Source organism: Burkholderia sp. AU33803, from assembly GCF_002223095.1.
Classification (GTDB): domain Bacteria; phylum Pseudomonadota; class Gammaproteobacteria; order Burkholderiales; family Burkholderiaceae; genus Burkholderia.
Genome location: NZ_NKFJ01000006.1, coordinates 1535229 through 1551827, shown reverse-complemented (window position 1 = coordinate 1551827; position 16599 = coordinate 1535229). Strand labels below are relative to the sequence as shown.

16 protein-coding genes are annotated in these 16599 nt (G+C 68.1%); 5 read left to right on the top strand and 11 right to left on the bottom strand.

From position 1 onward, the window contains the following. Window positions 1–10: 10 nt before the first annotated feature. From CFB41_RS24225 to CFB41_RS24210, 4 genes are all read right to left on the bottom strand, one after another. Entirely contained in the window at window positions 11–2605 is a 2595-nt protein-coding gene (locus CFB41_RS24225) for a penicillin-binding protein 1A (RefSeq protein ID WP_089458169.1), read from the bottom strand. A gap of 175 nt (window positions 2606–2780) precedes the next feature. Continuing rightward, window positions 2781–3788: a trans-3-hydroxy-L-proline dehydratase gene (lhpH, locus tag CFB41_RS24220; protein WP_089458168.1), complete on the bottom strand. Its 1008-nt coding sequence runs from the start codon at window positions 3786–3788 to the stop codon at window positions 2781–2783. Between the two features lie 65 nt (window positions 3789–3853). Then, entirely contained in the window at window positions 3854–4975 is a 1122-nt protein-coding gene (locus CFB41_RS24215) for a branched-chain amino acid ABC transporter substrate-binding protein (protein ID WP_089458167.1), read from the bottom strand. 121 nt (window positions 4976–5096) lie between these two features. Beyond that, on the bottom strand, window positions 5097–5834 hold the full coding sequence (locus CFB41_RS24210) for a FadR/GntR family transcriptional regulator (RefSeq protein ID WP_089458166.1): 738 nt from the start codon (window positions 5832–5834) through the stop codon (window positions 5097–5099). A 262-nt stretch (window positions 5835–6096) separates the two neighbouring features. Here CFB41_RS24210 and lhpI point away from each other — a divergent pair, with 262 nt between their 5' ends. The 3 genes from lhpI to CFB41_RS24195 all read left to right on the top strand — a co-directional run bounded on the left by lhpI (window position 6097) and on the right by CFB41_RS24195 (window position 8401). Beyond that, complete coding sequence (gene lhpI / locus CFB41_RS24205; protein WP_089458165.1) at window positions 6097–7032, top strand: bifunctional Delta(1)-pyrroline-2-carboxylate/Delta(1)-piperideine-2-carboxylate reductase; 936 nt, start codon at window positions 6097–6099, stop codon at window positions 7030–7032. Window positions 7033–7200: 168 nt separating this feature from the next. Next, on the top strand, window positions 7201–7605 hold the full coding sequence (locus tag CFB41_RS24200; protein ID WP_089442518.1) for a response regulator transcription factor: 405 nt from the start codon (window positions 7201–7203) through the stop codon (window positions 7603–7605). A gap of 16 nt (window positions 7606–7621) precedes the next feature. Next, the gene (locus CFB41_RS24195) at window positions 7622–8401 is read left to right on the top strand and encodes a helix-turn-helix domain-containing protein (RefSeq protein ID WP_089442519.1); all 780 of its coding nucleotides are present in this window, start codon (window positions 7622–7624) and stop codon (window positions 8399–8401) included. A gap of 45 nt (window positions 8402–8446) precedes the next feature. Here CFB41_RS24195 and CFB41_RS24190 read toward each other — a convergent pair whose 3' ends face one another. The 6 genes from CFB41_RS24190 to CFB41_RS24165 form a co-directional block, all read right to left on the bottom strand. Next, the gene (locus tag CFB41_RS24190; protein ID WP_089458164.1) at window positions 8447–8797 is read right to left on the bottom strand and encodes a metal ABC transporter ATPase; all 351 of its coding nucleotides are present in this window, start codon (window positions 8795–8797) and stop codon (window positions 8447–8449) included. Window positions 8798–8953: 156 nt separating this feature from the next. Next, window positions 8954–9193, bottom strand: a complete 240-nt coding sequence (locus tag CFB41_RS24185; RefSeq protein ID WP_089442521.1) for a UDP-glucose 4-epimerase — start codon at window positions 9191–9193, stop codon at window positions 8954–8956. Window positions 9194–9209: 16 nt separating this feature from the next. After that, entirely contained in the window at window positions 9210–9500 is a 291-nt protein-coding gene (locus CFB41_RS24180; RefSeq protein ID WP_089427535.1) for a DUF1488 domain-containing protein, read from the bottom strand. 138 nt (window positions 9501–9638) lie between these two features. Beyond that, window positions 9639–10037 (bottom strand): DUF488 domain-containing protein, encoded by a 399-nt coding sequence (locus tag CFB41_RS24175; protein WP_089458163.1) that lies wholly within the window; start codon window positions 10035–10037, stop codon window positions 9639–9641. Between the two features lie 153 nt (window positions 10038–10190). After that, a complete protein-coding gene (locus tag CFB41_RS24170) occupies window positions 10191–11393 on the bottom strand; it encodes an amino acid aminotransferase (RefSeq protein ID WP_089458162.1) in 1203 nt (400 codons plus the stop codon). A gap of 46 nt (window positions 11394–11439) precedes the next feature. Then, on the bottom strand, window positions 11440–12825 hold the full coding sequence (locus tag CFB41_RS24165; protein ID WP_089442524.1) for an amino acid permease: 1386 nt from the start codon (window positions 12823–12825) through the stop codon (window positions 11440–11442). 319 nt (window positions 12826–13144) lie between these two features. On the opposite strand from CFB41_RS24165, the gene CFB41_RS24160 reads away from it, so the two are divergent. Continuing rightward, on the top strand, window positions 13145–13618 hold the full coding sequence (locus tag CFB41_RS24160) for an Lrp/AsnC family transcriptional regulator (RefSeq protein ID WP_039367332.1): 474 nt from the start codon (window positions 13145–13147) through the stop codon (window positions 13616–13618). 30 nt (window positions 13619–13648) lie between these two features. Here the strand turns inward: CFB41_RS24160 and CFB41_RS24155 are convergent, their stop codons facing one another. Next, complete coding sequence (locus tag CFB41_RS24155; RefSeq protein ID WP_089442525.1) at window positions 13649–14560, bottom strand: EamA family transporter; 912 nt, start codon at window positions 14558–14560, stop codon at window positions 13649–13651. 349 nt (window positions 14561–14909) lie between these two features. Between CFB41_RS24155 and CFB41_RS24150 the strand changes: the two genes are divergently transcribed. Next, window positions 14910–16583 (top strand): phospholipase C, encoded by a 1674-nt coding sequence (locus tag CFB41_RS24150; protein WP_089458161.1) that lies wholly within the window; start codon window positions 14910–14912, stop codon window positions 16581–16583. Window positions 16584–16599: the final 16 nt, after the last annotated feature.

The window sequence follows — 16599 nt, the reverse complement described above, 5'->3', positions numbered from 1 at the left end:
AACGGTTCCGTTACTGCGATGCGCCGCTCGCGTCGGGCGCGGCCGGTACCGGCGCCTGGGACGGTGCGGTCGAAGGAGCGGCCGCCGGTGCGGCGCCGAGGCCCGCGCTGCCTCCGCCCGCCGCGCTTGCCCCCGCGGGCGGCTGCGCGGGTTGCCACTGCGGCTGCGAAGCCCCCGCCGACAGCGCGGCGGCCGACGCGGCCACTTCGGACGCCGGCACCCATTCCTCGACGATGCCCCCGGATGCGGCTTCGGGCGCCGAGGCAGCCGATGCGGCCGACGCCTCGCCGGTATCCGCCTCGGGCGCCCGCTCCACCCGCTGCGTCCTGACCGGTGCGGGCGCCTTCTTCGTGTCGGGCGGGAACCACGTATCGAACAGGTCCGTCGCGCGTTCGCGCAGCGACGCGAACCAGCCCGGCGACGGCTCGGTATCGAATTTCGCCTTCGTATCGATGATCCGGGCGCGCTGCGCACGCTGGAAGAAATCGCCGACGATCGGCAGCGCACTGTGCGCGCCCTGCCCCCAGTAATCGCTGCGCAGCGTCACGCGGCCATCGTCGAAACCGACCCACGCGCCGGCGACGAGACCGGGCTGCATCAGGATGAACCAGCCGTCCGCGTTGTCCTGCGTCGTGCCCGTCTTGCCGGCCACGTCACCGCGGATCCCGAAGCGCGTGCGGATGCTGCCGCCCGTGCCGCGCGTCACGACGTCGCGCATCACGCTGAGCAGCGTCTTGTCGGTTTCGGCGTCGAGCGCGCGCTCGGGCGGCGCCGGCGCGTATTCGGCGAGCACGTCGCCCTGACGGTTCTCGATGCGCGTCACCATCTGCGGCTCGACGTACAGCCCCCCGTTCGCGATCGTCGCGTACGACGCGACCATCTCCTTCAGCGTGACCGGGCTCGTGCCGAGCGCCAGCGACGGCACGCGTTCGAGCGGGCTTTCGCGCACGCCCATGTCGCGTGCGAGTCGGGCCACGGCGGCCGGGCCGACCTTCTCCATCACCTGCGCGGTGATCCGGTTGCGCGACAGCGCGACCGCGTCGCGCAGCGTCATCGGCTTGCCGGTGGGCGGCACGTCGTCGTTCGGCCGCCAGATCTCGCCGCCTTTCAACGGGATCTCGACCGGCTGGTCGATGAAGGTATCGTCCGGCTTCATCCCGTTCGCGAACGCGGCGCCATAGACGAACGGCTTGAACGTCGAGCCCGGCTGGCGCCGCGCCTGCGCGACGTGGTCGAACGGTTCGTTGGTGAAGTCGCGGCTGCCGACCCACGCGCGGATCTGCCCGTCGCGCGGATCGATCGCGAGGAAGCCGGCCTGCACGTCGGTCTTCGCCTTGCACAGCGCGCGCATGAAACCGCGGTCGGCCGCGAGCAGCTTCATCGCGGCCGCGTCGTTCTTGCCGGCGTCCTGCGCGGCCTTGTACTCGGGCGACTCGCGCATGAAGGTGCGGAACACCTCGTTGTCGGTGCCGCAGCCGTCGCGACCGCTCCACGCGCTGTTCGCGATGCCCTGCAACTGGTTGCCCTGCAGCGTGAGCGCCTGCGTCGCCATCTGCTGCAGCCGCGCGTCGATCGTCGTGCGCACGATCAGGCCGTCCGAGTAGATGTTGTAGTCGTTGCGGTCGGCCCACGCGATCAGCCATTTGCGCAGCTGCTGCGCGAAGTGCGGCGCCGGCCCCGGCGGCTCCTTCTGGCGCTCGAAGTCGATCCGCAGCGGCCGACGCTGCAACTGCGCGAACTGCGCGGGCGACAGCTTGCCGTACTTCACCATCTGGCCGAGCACCGTGTTGCGGCGCTGCAGCGCGCGCTCGGGGTTCAGCACCGGGTTGTAGTAGCTGTTGCCCTTCAGCATCCCGACCAGCGTCGCGCTGTCGAGCACGTCGAGCTCGTCGGCCGACTTGTCGAAATAGGTGCGCGCGGCCATCTCGACGCCGTACGCGTTGTACAGGAACGGCACCGTGTTCAGGTAGGTCTCGAGGATCTGGTCCTTGCTGTAGACCGCCTCGATCTTCAGCGCGGTGATCGCCTCCTTCACCTTGCGCGTGAGCGTCGGCGCACGGCCGATCTCGTCCGGGTAAAGGTTGCGCGCGAGCTGCTGCGTGATCGTCGAGCCGCCCTGGCGGCTGCCCGAGAACGTGTGGAGCGCGGCCGACGCCGTGCGCTTCCAGTCGAGGCCGTGGTGCTCGTAGAAACGGTGATCCTCGGTCGCGATCAGCGCGTCGACCATGTGCGGCGAGATCTGCTTGAGCGGCACCCACTCGCGGTTGGAGGGCTTGAATTCGGCCAGCAGCTTGCCGTCGGCGGACAGCACCTGGGCAGGCTGGTCGACGCGTGCCTTGCGGATGTCGCCGATGCCCGGCGTGAACGGGATGAGCACGACCACGTACACGACGAACAGCGCCGGCACGGCGGCGCCAGCGAGCAGCACGCCGCGGCGCGTCGGGTGACGGACATGGTGCCACGCGGTGGCGGCGAGAGGCTTGACCCGCGCGACGGCGGCAGCCGCGACGGGTTGGGCGCGCGCGACCCATCTGGCACAGAAGGCACGCACTGACGACACGTTTCGGCGATTCACGCGGGTGGAGCTCGGCTGAAAAGGGTGCATCGTACCAAACTCGCGCGGGCCGCCGGACGGCGATGGCCTGGCGGCGACCTACCCGTGGCGCCTGCGCGGGCGGTCCCCACGCAAAAAAGGCGCGCGCCCCGCAACGGGAACGACGCGCCAAGCCTGGTACGACAAACGGGCGGCCGTGCGACGCGCGGCCGATCTACGCCGAAACTCAGCGCACGAGAAAACCGTAGGTCAGCGGATCGCGCTCGTCGACGATCCAGTTCGCGAACCCGCAGAGATGCGCGCTGCCTTCCACTTCGGGAATCACGGCCGGGATGTCGCCGACCGTCGTTTCGCGCAGCACGCGCCCCTTGAAGACCGTGCCGACGATCGATTCGTTGACGAGCGTGTCGCCGGCCGCGAGCAGCCCGCGCTGGTAGAGCTGCGCGACCCGGCCGCCGGTGCCGGAGCCCGTCGGCGAGCGGTCGACCTCGCGATCCGCGAACACGCAGCAGTTCGCCTGCGTCGAGCCCGGGTGGCGCGGCGCATTCGCGATGATCGTGCCGTAGATGTGGTTGATTTCCGGGATCTCCGGATGCACGACCGGGTACTTCGCGTTCGCGGCGGCCTTCACTTCCGCGCCGAAGCGGATCAGCCGTTCCACCGCCGCTTCGCGCACCGGCAGGTCGAACGGCGCACCGTCGACGTAGAAGTAGAACGCGCCGCCGTACGCGATGTCGCCGGTCACGGTGCCGAACGACGGCGTCTCGACCGACACGTCGCGCTGCCAGATGAACGACGGCACGTTGACGAAGCGCACCGGCCCCGCGTGCTCGCCGTCCCACTTGACGAACGCCTCGATGAAGCCGCACGGCGCATCGATGCCGACCCGCGTTTCCGGCACCGTGCGCTGCACCCAGCCGAGCTCGACCGCCGCGGTCGACAGCGCGATCACGCCGTGCCCGCAATGGTCGCTGTAGCCCTCGTTGTGCACGAAGATCACGCCGAAATCCGCGTTCGGCGACACGGGCTCGGTCAGGTAGCCGCCGTACATGTCGGCATGGCCGCGCGGTTCGAACATCAGCGCGCGGCGGATCTCGTCGGCGTTCTCCTTCAGCCATGCGCGGCGCTGGACGATCGTGTCGCCGGGCGCGCGCGGCAGCCCGCTCGTGACGATGCGGAACGCTTCGCCGCCGGTATGGACTTCGACGGTGGAAAGGGATCGGGAAATTTTCATGGGGGAATCGCAAGCGTTGAAACGAAGAACGGCGGCCGCGCCGCCGTCCGATGGCAGGCTGGCCGTTACTTCGCGTACGGTTGCGGCAGGCCGTTGCGGATCACGTAGACGGTGGTCGGCGCGCCCTTCAGGTCGCCGTTCGCGTCGAACGAATAGGTGCCCGCGACGCCCTGATAGTTCGACTTCGCGAGCTGGGCGATCAGCTTCGCCTTGTCGGTGGTCGTGCCGGCCTTGACCATCGCGTCGGCGAGCAGCTTCATCCCGTCGTAGTAGTTCACGCCGTAGACCTGCGTATCGGTGTGATACGTGTCGTGGTACTTCTTCAGGAATTCGCGCCCGGCCGCCGTCTTCTCGAGCGCGACGCCGCCCTGCGCGCAGTAGACGATCGACGCCGCCTCGCCCGCGACCTTGCCCATGTCGGCCGAGCAGATGCCGTCGCCGCCGAGCAGCTTCGCGCGCAGGCCGCGCTGCTTCATCTGCTTGGCCATCGGCGCGCCCTGTGCCGCATAGCCGCCGAGGAAGATCACGTCGGGGTTGCTGGCCTTGATCTTGGTGAGAATGCCGAGGAAGTCGGTGGCCGACGAACTCGTGAATTCCTGGTCGACGATCTTGATCCCGTTCGCCTTCGCGACGTTCATGAACTGCTCGGCCACGCCCTGCCCGTACGCGGTGCGATCGTCGATCACGGCGGCGGTCTTCGCGTTCAGCGTCTTCGCGGCGAAGGTCGCCATCGTGCCGCCGAGCTGCTCGTCGCTCGCGCCGATCCGGAAGATGTTCTTGAAGCCCTGCTTGGTCAGTGCCGGGTTCGACGCGACCGGCAGCATCGGCACGCCGGCGCTCGAGTACACGCGCGAGGCCGGAATCGCGACGCCCGAGTTGTATGGCCCGAGCACCGCGACCACGCCCTTGTCGACAAGGTTCTGCGCCACCTGCACGCCGGCCTTCGGATCGGCCTGGTCGTCGTCGGAGACCAGTTTGAATGTGACGGTCTTGCCGGCGACCTTGATGCCGGCCTTGTTGAGTTCGTCGACGGCCAGGCGCGCGCCGTTTTCATTGTCCTTGCCGTTCGCGGCCTGCGGGCCGGTCAGCGGCGCCGAATGGCCGATCATGACGACTTCCTGCGCGTGCGCGGAAGTCAGCGCGCCGGCGGCGAGGGCCACCGAGAGCGCGGTAACGAGGTGTCGCATGATGTCTCCTGATTGGTTTTGTGTGAAACCAATGTAGGATACGCGTGGTCACCATGCAAGCAATTTAAAAATAAAAATGTCGATTCTGGTCATTTTTCAGACCAGAACGAGCCATGCACGGTCATTTCGGCGTGATGTCGCGCCGCACGCGGCGGATGTGCTGCTCGACATAGAACGCCGCCGCGTCGGCGTCGCCGGACACGATCGCCTCGTAGATCAGCCGGTGTTCGGACACGTAGAGCCGGATCCGGCCCGCATCGTAGATGCCGTCGTCCTTCAGCCGCTTCCACAACGGCTGGTCCATCGTCTTCGCGACTTCGTCCGCGATCTTCACGATCAGCGCGTCGCCGGTCATCAGCGCCAGCTGGCGATGGAACAGCCGGTCGCTCTCGTTCCACAGCGCGCGCTGATGCGGATCGTCGACGTCGGTAATGGTTTCCATCTGGGCCAGATAGCGTTCGGCGCCGGGGTCGGCTCGGCCGTGCGCAGCCGCGAGGCGCGCGATCGCCGGCTCCAGGATCAGCCGCACGTCGAGCGTCGACGTCGGGCTGAAATCGGGTTCGGACGCGCGGTGCGTGTCGCCGCGCGCCGCGAGCACGTCGAGCGGCGACGCGACGACGTAGGTGCCCGAATTGCGCTTCGTGAACACGAGCCCTTCGTTCTGCAGTGCGCCGAGCGCCTCGCGCACGGCCGGCCGGCCGACCTGGAACAGCCCCGCGAGCTCGCGCTCGGACGGCAGCCGCGACTCGGCGGCATAGCGCCCCGCGCGAATTTCGTCGCGGATCTTCTCGGCCACCTGCTCGTAGATCTGCAGCGGCCTGAAACCGCCTTCGAGTGCGTCGGGACGCGCGGACATCATCGTATGGCTCCTGCCCGGTCGCGGGCGTGAATCTGGAATGGGTTCGCACTATACCGGAGCGCGCCGGCATCGAGGCCATGGCGGCCCTTCTGGACAGATATTAGAACCAAAACCGGCGAGGCGCTTTATTTTCTGGGTTGCGGCCGGGCCAGCAAGTGGTATAGATTCGATCCACACTGCCCTGTGTCACGGTATCCGGCAGCTCTTGGCGGGCGCGGCATGCGCCCGTCGTCCACGCTCACCGACGCATGCGACGTACACGATGACCGCTCTTTCCCCGATTCCCGTTTTCGATGCGGCCGGCACGGCCGCGCTGCTCGACTACCCGGCGCTGCTCGCCACCCTCAGGCAAGCCGTCGCCGACTATGCGGCGGGCGAGATTGTCAGCCCCGAACGCCTGGTCGTGCCGCTGCAGGCGGGCGGCGTGATGCTGTCGATGCCGTCGAGCGCGCGCGACCTCGCGGCCCACAAGCTCGTGAACGTGTGCCCCGGCAACGGCGCGCGCGCGCTGCCGACCATCCTCGGCCAGGTCACCGCCTACGACGCGACCACCGGCGAGATGCGCTTCGCGCTCGACGGCCCGACGGTCACCGGGCGCCGCACGGCGGCCATCACCGCGCTCGGCATCCAGGCGCTGCATGGCGCCGCGCCGCGCGACATCCTGCTGATCGGCACCGGGAAACAGGCGGCCAATCACGCGGAAGCGCTCGCCGCGATCTTTCCCGAAGCGCGCCTCCACGTGCGCGGCACAAGCGCCGACAGCGCAGCGGCATTGTGTGCCGCACACCGCGCGCAGGCGCCACGCCTCGTGCCGCTCGACGGCGACGCGATTCCCGATGCGATCGACGTGGTCGTCACGCTGACGACGAGCCGCACGCCCGTCTATCGCGAGGCCGCGCGCGAAGGCCGGCTCGTGGTCGGCGTCGGCGCGTTCACCGCGGACGCGGCCGAGATCGACGCGAACACGGTGCGCGCGAGCCGGCTGGTCGTCGACGATCCGGCCGGCGCGCGCCACGAGGCCGGCGACCTGATCGTCGCGCAGGTCGACTGGCAGCACGTCGCGTCGCTCGCCGACGTGCTCGCCGGCGCATTCGACCGCACCGGGCCGCTGCTGTTCAAGAGCGTCGGCTGTGCGGCGTGGGATCTCGCCGCGTGCCGCACCGCGCGCGATGCGCTGGCTGCGCGCCAGGCTGGGTGACCCTGCAACGTCCCCCATCAGCCGCGCTCGCGGCATCGCCAACCCGGAGCCGACCCGGCGATTTCCCGTACGCGTTGTAGGAATCGCCCTACAACGCGTCGCAGCGGCCTACATCAACTTCCAATTCGGCCGATTTCAATTTCGGCGGCGCAACACGATACTGCCGGCATGAATGCCAGCCAGTTACCCGCCGCGCTCCGGGTGTTTCTCGTCGATCATGCCGCTGCCGTCCGGCAGCGGATCGCGCTGCTCGTCGGCGCGATCCGCGGTGTCGCCGTCGTCGGCGAAGCGGAAGACGGCCAGGACGCGTGGGCCCATATCCGCAGCAGCCAGGCGGACGTGGTGATCGTCGACCTGCGGCTGGCGGACGGCAGCGGCCTCGAGCTGATCGGGACGCTGTCGAAGGCCGCGCCGCGCATCGTCACGATCGTGCTGACGAATCACTCGGCGCCGGCATTCAGAGAGGCATGCGCGTTGGCCGGAGCCGACTACTTCTTCGACAAGACCGTCGAATTCGACGCCGCATGCCAGGTCATCGAATCCCTGGTGCACGCTCGCGTGCACCACCCCTGACGAGCCGGAGTGACTCATGTCCACAGCCACCCCCTGCGCCGCCGACGTATCCCTCACACCCCGGCCGACGATTCCGCTTCGCGCGGTCACGCGCGCCGACGCCGCCAAGCATCCCGCCGCGCGCTGCTCGGTGTGCGCGATGCGCTCGATGTGCCTGCCGCCGCACCTGACCGCGGCCGAATACGGCCGCCTCGACTCGATCATCTGCACCACCCGGCAGGTGCGCCAGGGCGACGCGCTGTTCCGCACCGACGATCCGTTCCAGAGCATCTATGCGGTGCGCGCGGGTTCGTTCAAGACGGTGATGATGCATCGCGACGGCCGCGAGCATGTGACGGGCTTCCAGATTGCCGGTGAAACGCTCGGGATGGACGGCATCGGCAGCGGCCAGCATTGCTGCGACGCGATCGCGCTCGAGGACAGCGTCGTGTGCATCATCCCGTTCGGTGCGCTCGAAGCGGCGTGCCGCGAGATCAAGCCGATGCAGCACTTCCTCTACCAGATGCTGAGCAGCGAGATCGTCCGCGAATCGAGCCAGATGCTGCTGCTCGGCACGATGTCGGCCGAGCAGCGCGTCGCGCATTTCCTGCTGAACCTGTCGTCGCGCTTCGAGGCGCGCGGCTATTCGGCGACGGAATTCAACCTGCGGATGACGCGCGAGGAAATCGGCTGCTATCTCGGGATGAAGCTCGAAACCGTGAGCCGGATGTTCTCGCGGTTCCATCGCGAAGCGCTGGTCGAAACGCGCGGCAAGCGCGTGCGCATCATCGATTCGCAAGCGCTCGCCCGGGTCTGACGAGCCGGAACCCGGGCTGCGCCTGACGGCGCCGCGCGCGATGCATCAGCGCATCGCGCCATCGGCCGCCGCGTTGCGCAGCCCCACCCTTGCACCGGCCGCCTGGCACGCGAGCAGCGCCTGTTCGGCCTGCATGAACGCGCGGCGCAGCGCGTCGTCCAGGTTGCCGCCGACGCACGGCGGCAGCGGCCAGCGCGCCGTGTCGTGCGTCACGAGGTCGAGCCGCACGTCGTACACGCGAACGCCGCCGGCGTCGGCGCTCGCTTCAATGGCGAGGTAACAGCCGTCGATCAGCGCGCGAAACCGTTCGAGCCGCACCAGCTGCGCGCCGGCTTCGGCTTCGACCGCGGCGGTCGCCGCGAATCCCAGGCAGGCGATCTGCATGCCCACGCCCATGTCGTGTCTCCCTGACGGGGCCGCCCGCTCGTCGACCGCCTTGCATGTGCCGCCCGCACCGAAAGGCGGCGGCACCTGTTGCCCGTGGCACGGCGCGACTTCTGCGATCGCTGCCCGGCCGATAGTCTGCCCGTGCCGTCGCCGGCGCGGGTCCGTTCATACGTTGAAGGTCTGCGACGTCTTCATCTCGATCCACGTCATGCCGGCCCGCAGCCCTTCGATCATCGCCTCGCGTTCGGTCTGATACGCATGGCTGTGCTCGAACGTATGATGAAAACGCGCGGCGCCGGTGCCGTGCTCGACCGACACGCGGCAGCGGAATTCGCCCGATTCGCACGGGCGCGTCTCGACTTCGACGGACCAGTCGCGTTCGTGAATGTTGCCCTGCAGTGTCATGCGCCCTCCTGCGATATCAGTCTCCGAGCCGGAAGTGGCCGCTGTGCAGCAGCACCGGCCGGCCGCCGATTTCCTCGAGCATGCGTCGTGCCATCGCCTCGATCGCCGACCGGTGCGCGTCGAATGCGGCCAGCAGGTCGCGTTCGAGCAGCGACGGCGCGCCGAAATGATCCTCCAGCGCCTCGGCCGTGACCGCGCACTGCACGCACCGTCCGTCGACCAGGGCCGAAAACGCCACGACCAGGTCGCGTGCGCAATATTCGGGGGGCTCCGGCGGGAAAACAATCTGCATCTGTCGGCCTGTCATCGTCGTGATGGCTCCATGACAAGAGCATAGTGGCGCGCGCGTCCGCACGCTTGACCCACGTCAACCGGTTCGCTGCACCGCACGATAACGGCGCGCCAGCGTGCCGGCGCGGCTGCGCGATGCCGCTACAAACGGCTTTCAGCCTGCGTCGGGCTCGATCGTCGCGCCGCGCTCCGCGAGCAGCTCGCGCAGCACGCTGCGGTGGCAACGGCGCTCGTCGTCGCAATAGCAGCCGATCGAAAACGCCGTGGTCGCCGACAGCGCCGCCAGCAGGTCGAGCACCTTCGGCGCGTCGCCATGCGCCATCTCCGCACGGAAGTGACGCCGGAACGCGTTCCATTCGGCATCGGTTGCGGCGGCCTGCGCTTGCGCGACGAGTTCCGGGCTCGGCGACAGTGTCGGCAGCCATACATCATAGTAGTTGCGCGACGCGAATTCCGCCTTCGGCACGCCGCGCGGCGGCCGCCGCACCGTGCCGATCCGCAGGCCCTCGCCGGCCGCGCGCGGCGTGCCGAGCTGGATGATCCGGATGCCCATGTGCTTCCTTCCGAGTTGCGTGGGATGCCGTGATCGTACCGCCGTGCGTGGCCCCGCGTCAGCCGGGTGGCGCACCTTGCGGCCGCACGACGAAAAAACCGGCTGCCCCCTTGCGGAGACAGCCGGTTCGGCCAGCCGAGTTGCGCGCCGCGCTCAGACGCCGCTCTTCAGCACCTTGCCGATGGCATCCGCGACGATGGCGACGTTCGAGTCGTTCAGGCCCGCGACGCACATCCGGCCCGAACGCAGGATGTACACGCCGTGCACTTCGCGCAGCGCGTCGACCTGCGATTCGGTCAGGCCCGTGTACGTGAACATCCCGCGCTGCTTCACGTAGCGCGTCAATGCCTCGCCGCTGACGTGGTCGCGCAGGCCGTCATGGATCGACTGGCGCATCCGCGCGATGCGGCGGCACATCGCCGCCAGTTCCTCTTCCCACTGCTTGCGCAGCGCAGGCGTGCCGAGCACGGTTGCCACGACCTTCGCGCCGTAGGTTTGCGGGTTGCTGTAGTTCGAGCGCACCGCGCCGGCCAGCTGGCCGAGCACGCGCTCGGCCGCGGCGGCATCCTCGCAGACGACGCTCAGGCCGCCCACGCGCTCGCCGTACAGCGAGAAGTTCTTCGAGAACGAGTTCGCGACCAGCGCCGGCACGCCACGGCGGGCCAGTTCGCGCACCGCGAACGCGTCCGCGTCGAGGCCCGCGCCGAAGCCCTGGTACGCCATGTCGACGAACGGCAGCAGCCCGCGCGCCTCGATCACGTCGATCAGCTTCTCCCACTGGCCTTCGTCGAGGTCGACACCGGTCGGGTTGTGGCAGCACGCGTGCAGCAGCACGATGCTGCGCGCCGGCAGCGCGTCGATCGCCGCGAGCATCGCGTCGAACTTCAGGCCGCCCGTCGCCTCGTCGTAGTACGGATACGTGTTCACCGTGAAGCCGGCGCGCTCGAAGATGAAGCGGTGGTTTTCCCAGCTCGGATCGCTGAGCCACACCTGCGCATCCGGGAAGTAGCGCTTCAGGAAATCGGCGCCGACCTTCAGTGCGCCGGAGCCGCCGAGCGTCTGCAGCGTCGCGATGCGGCCGGCCGCGCGGGCCGGGTGATCGGCGCCGAACACGAGCGCCTGCACGGCGTCGCGATACGCGGCCAGGCCGACCATCGGCAGGTACGGCTTCGCGCCGCTGTCGCGCTGCAGCGCGGTTTCGGCTTCGCGCACGGCGCCCATCACCGGAATCCGGCCTTCGGCGTCGAAGTAGATGCCGATGCTCAGGTTGACCTTCTGGTCGCGCGGATCTTTCTGGAAGTTCTCGTTGAGCGTCAGGATCGGGTCGCCCGGGTACGCGTCGATGTGTTCGAACATGGCTTGAATCGGTCTCGTTTGGAAGAATGGTCGGTCGTGGCCTGCGTCAGCGTGCGGATGCGCCGTCGTGCACCGCATAGCCTGCATTCTTCTGACGGAAGCGATACCCGACCGCGAGCACCGCGAGCCATACCGGGATCAGGTACACCGACAGGCGGAGATCCGGCGTCAGGTACATCACGACGAGAATGCCGGCCATGAATGCCAGGCACAGGTAATTCGTGAAAGGATAGCCCAGACTGCGGAAGGAAGTCTCCTCCCCGGCTGCGCGCTTCGCCTGGCGGAACTTCAGGTGGATCAGAGTGATCATCGCCCAGTTGATGATCAGCGCCGACACGACGAGGCCCATCAGCACCTCGAACGCCTTGCCCGGCATGAAGTAGTTGACCAGCACGCACACGCCGGTCGCGAGCGCCGACGCGCCGAGCGCGGCGAGCGGAATGCCGCGCTTGTTCACCGAGCACAGCACCTTCGGCGCGTTGCCCTGCTGCGCGAGGCCGAACAGCATCCGGCTGTTGCTGTACACGCCGCTGTTGTAGACCGACAGTGCGGCCGTCAGCACGACCACGTTCAGCACGTTGGCCACCAGGTTGCTGCTCAGCGCGTGGAAGATCAGCACGAACGGGCTGCCGCCGGTGACGACCTTTTCCCACGGATACAGCGACAGCAGCACCGCGAGCGCGCCGATGTAGAAAATCAGGATGCGGTAGATCACCTGGTTGGTCGCGCGCGGAATGCTGCGCTTCGGATCGTCGGCCTCGGCCGCGGTGATGCCGATCAACTCCAGCCCGCCGAACGAGAACATGATCGCGGCCATCGACATCACGAGCCCCGACACGCCGTTCGGGAAGAAGCCGCCGTGTTGCCACAGGTTCCGGACACTCGCCTCCGGCCCTGCATGGCCGCTCGCGAGCAGCCAGCCGCCGAAGCCGATCATCCCGACGATCGCGGCGACCTTGATGATCGAGAACCAGAATTCCGTCTCGCCGTACGACTTCACGCTGGCCAGGTTGAGCAGGTTGATCGCGACGAAGAAGACCAGCGCCGACACCCAGGTCGGCACGCCCGGCCACCAGTACTGCACGTAGATCCCGACGGCCGACAGCTCGGCCATGCTGACGAGGATGTACAGCACCCAGTAGTTCCAGCCCGACAGGAAGCCGGTGAAGTGGCCGACGTACTTGTTGGCGAAGTAGCTGAACGAGCCGGCGACGGGCTCGTCGACGACCATCTCGCCGAGCTGGCGCATGATGAAGAACGCGACGATGCCGGCCACCGCGTAGCCGAGCAGCACGGACGGGCCCGCCATCTTGATCGTCTGCGCGATGCCGAGGAACAGCCCCGTGCCGAGCGCGCCGCCGAGCGCAATCAGCTGGATGTGCCGGTTCTTCAGCCCGCGCTTCAGGCCGTCGCTCTCGTTTCCAGAAACCATGTCTTCTCCACTCTGTCCGCGCCCGCCTGCAGCGGGGTGCGGCGCGCCTCGGTGTGCCGGGCGCTGTTTTGGTGTGCCGGGGCCGTTCGTGGAGCCGCCGGGTTGGGGACTGCAATCTTCGCGTGGCGGCGCCCGATTCGCGTCGGCGTGTCCGCCAGACCGGCCGCCGACCGTCGCCGCGCCCGCCTTGCTGCGCTCGCACACGAAAATCCGGCGTCAGTTTAGCGTCGCGACGGCGAAATCGGGTTTCGTAACCCGTTCATGCAAACCCTACATTATGAGATAAGATTGCATCCGGGAGACAGATGAGGAAACAAAAATGCATGAACCGGTTCTGGATCGCCTCGATCGCCACTTGCTCGCGATCCTGCAGGAGAACGGCCGCGCGTCGAACCTCGACCTGGCGAAGGCCGTCGGCCTGTCACCCGCGCAGACGCTGCGCCGCCACCGGCGGCTGGAGGAAATCGGTGCGATCCGTCGCTATGAAACCCGGCTGTGCCCCGACACGCTCGGTTTCGGCGTGACCGCTTTCGTGCACGTGACGATGGAGCGCGGGCATATCCGCGACCTGTCGAAGTTCCAGAAACTGGTGTCCGATCTCGCGCAGATCCAGGAGTGCTTCTCGGTGACGGGCGACATCGACTACGTGTTGAAGGTCGTCGCGCACGATCTGAAGGGCTTGTCGCGATTCCTGCTCGAGACGCTGATGCGCATTCCCGGCGTGAGCGGCGTGCATTCGAGCGTGTGCCTCGACGAGATCAAGTGCACGAGTGCGATGCCGGTCGAGGCCTGATTCGGCGGGCCGCGCGCCAGGCCGGCCCCGTTATCTCACCGCTTCAAACGCACTGATCAGCAACGCCCCCGCCGCAATCACCGCGCAACCGGCCGCCCGGCGCGGCGTCAGCCGCTCGCCGAGATACACGCGCGCGATCAGCGCCGCGAACACCACGCTCGTTTCGCGCAACGCCGACACCGGCCCCATCGGCGCGCGATCCATCGCCCAGATCACGATGCCGTACGCGAGCGCCGCGAACACGCCGCCGCACGCGGCCTTCGCCGTTTCCCCGGCCTCCTGCGTCAGCCGCAGCGGCCCCGCCCGCAGCCGGTAGTACGCGGCCATCATCGCGCCCGTCAGCACGAACATCCACGCGGTATAGCCGACCGTATTGCCGCTCTCCCGCACGCCGATCCCGTCGACCACGCTGTAGGCCGCGATCGACACGCCGGTCGCGAATGCGGTCGGCAGCACCTGCATCATCCGGTGCTTCGCGCCGCGCCCGCGCTCCAGGCCGATCGCCAGGATGCCCGCGCAGATCAGCACGAGCCCTGCCTGCGCGCCCAGGTTCAGCCGCTCGCCCGCGAACGCCGCCGCACCGAGCGTGACGAGCAGCGGCGCGGTGCCGCGTGCGACCGGATACGCGACGGTGAGGTCGCCGTGCTCGTATGCGCGCACCAGCAGCAGCGTATAGACGACGTGCAGCACGGCCGACGCGACGACGCACGCCCAGCTCGCAGGCGTGATCGGCGCCGCGGCCGGCAGGAACAGCAGCGCGAACAGCCCGATCGCGATCTGCAGCACCGTGGCCGACCGCAGCCGGTCGCCGCTGCTGCGGACGAGCGCATTCCACGACGCGTGCAGGAACGCCGCACACAGGACGGCAAACAGAACGGGAATCGGCACGCTGAATACTCGCTGACGGTCGGCCACGCGAAATCGTCGCCGCAGGGCGTTCATCGTAGGAATACGTCATCCGATTGTCAAAAAACGGGCGCTGCAGCGCACCGTGCGCCCACCGGTCGATCACGTCCTTTCGCCCGCCCCGCGCGGCATCCGCGGCAACCGGCCCACGCACCGCGAGATGTGACGCGAAGGTGGCATGCGGTCCGCCCCTTTCCGTTCACTTTCGCATCACATTCCGCCGTAATGAAATCGATACCGCAGCGCAATCGCGACGAAACCACTCCGTCCCCATATCTTCATACGGGGCTGTTCCAATGCGCGTGCTCGCTCAAGAGCTTCGCGCCGAACCGACACGGCGACGGGGCCGCTCTCCACCATCGAAGACCTTACCTGGAGTTTCCCGATGTTCCGTCAAGCCTTGCTCGTCACCGCCTGCGCAGCCGCGGCGCTGGCGCTGTTCGCCTGCGGCGGCAGCGACGATCCCACGTCGACGCCTGCCGTGTCGTCGCAGGATGCGCTGCAGACCGCCACGCCGATCAAGCACGTCGTCGTGATCTACGGCGAAAACATCTCGTTCGACCACTACTTCGGCACGTACCCGAACGCGACGAACCCGTCGGGCGAACCGGCGTTCACCGCCAAGTCCGACACGCCGACGATCAACGGGCTGACCGGCACGCTGCTCACCGCGAACCCGAACTTCACGAACACGGCCAACGGTACCGACGCGGCGAACCCGTTCCGCCTCGACCGCACGCAGGCCGCGACCGCGGACCAGAACCACGCATACACGGCCGAGCAGCAGGCCGAGGACAACGGCCTCGCCGACCTGTTCCCGAAATACACCGGCAAGGGCTCGTCCGGCGGCGCCGGCGCGTTCGGCACGAAGGGCCAGGTGATGGGCTACTTCGACGGCAACACCGTGACGGCACTGTGGAACTATGCGCAGCGCTTCGCGATGAGCGACAACACGTTCACGACGGTCTACGGCCCGTCGACGCCGGGCGCGCTGAACGTCGTGTCGGGCCAGACCAACGGGATGCAGATCGTCAAGACGTCGAAGCAGCCGTCGACGCTCGCCGCGACCTCGTACTACATCAACGACGGCCAGGGCGGCTTCACGATGATCAACGACGTCGACCCGGGCTTCGACGTGTGCTCGAGCACGACCGACCAGGCGATGATGACCGGCAAGAACATCGGCGACCTGCTGAACAGCGCGAAGATCACGTGGGGCGGCTTCATGGGCGGCTTCAACCTGTCGACGACGAACGGCAACGGCACCACGGGCTGCGCGCGCAGCACGGTCGCCACCGCCGTGAACGCCGCGACGGCCGACTACATCCCGCACCACAACTGGTTCCAGTACTACGCGTCGACCGCGAACCCGCAGCACACGCGCCCGAGCTCGGTCGCCGCGATCGGTTCGAGCTTCCAGACCGACGGCAAGACCGCCGAACCGGCGAACCACCAGTACGACACGGACGACTTCTTCGCCGCCGTGAAGGCCGGCAACTTCCCGTCGGTCAGCTACCTGAAGGCGCCGGCGGCGCAGGACGGGCATGCGGGCTATTCGGATCCGCTCGACGAGCAGGCGTTCGTGACGAAGGTCGTCAACTTCCTGCAGCAGCAGCCGGACTGGCAGAACACGGCCGTGATCGTCACCTATGACGACTCGGACGGCTGGTACGACCACGTGTACACGGCGCCGACGCACGCATCGTCGGACCCGGTCGACCAGGTCAACGGCAGCGGCAAGTGCGGCACCGGCGGCACCACCGGCGTGAACGGCGCGACCGTGAACGGCCGCTGCGGCCCGGGCGTGCGCATTCCGCTCGTCGTGATCTCGCCGTACGCGAAGCAGAACTACGTCGACCACACGATGCTCGACCAGGCGTCCGTCGTGCGCTTCATCGAGGACAACTGGCTCGGCGGCCAGCGCATCGGCGGCGGCTCGTTCGATGCGACGGCGGGCGACCTGCGCGCGTTGTTCGACTTCACGTCGAAGCCGAACACGGCGCCGCTGTACCTCGACCCGACGCTCGGCACCGTATTGAGCTCGGCGCCGGCGATCTGACCGGTACGTCGTGACC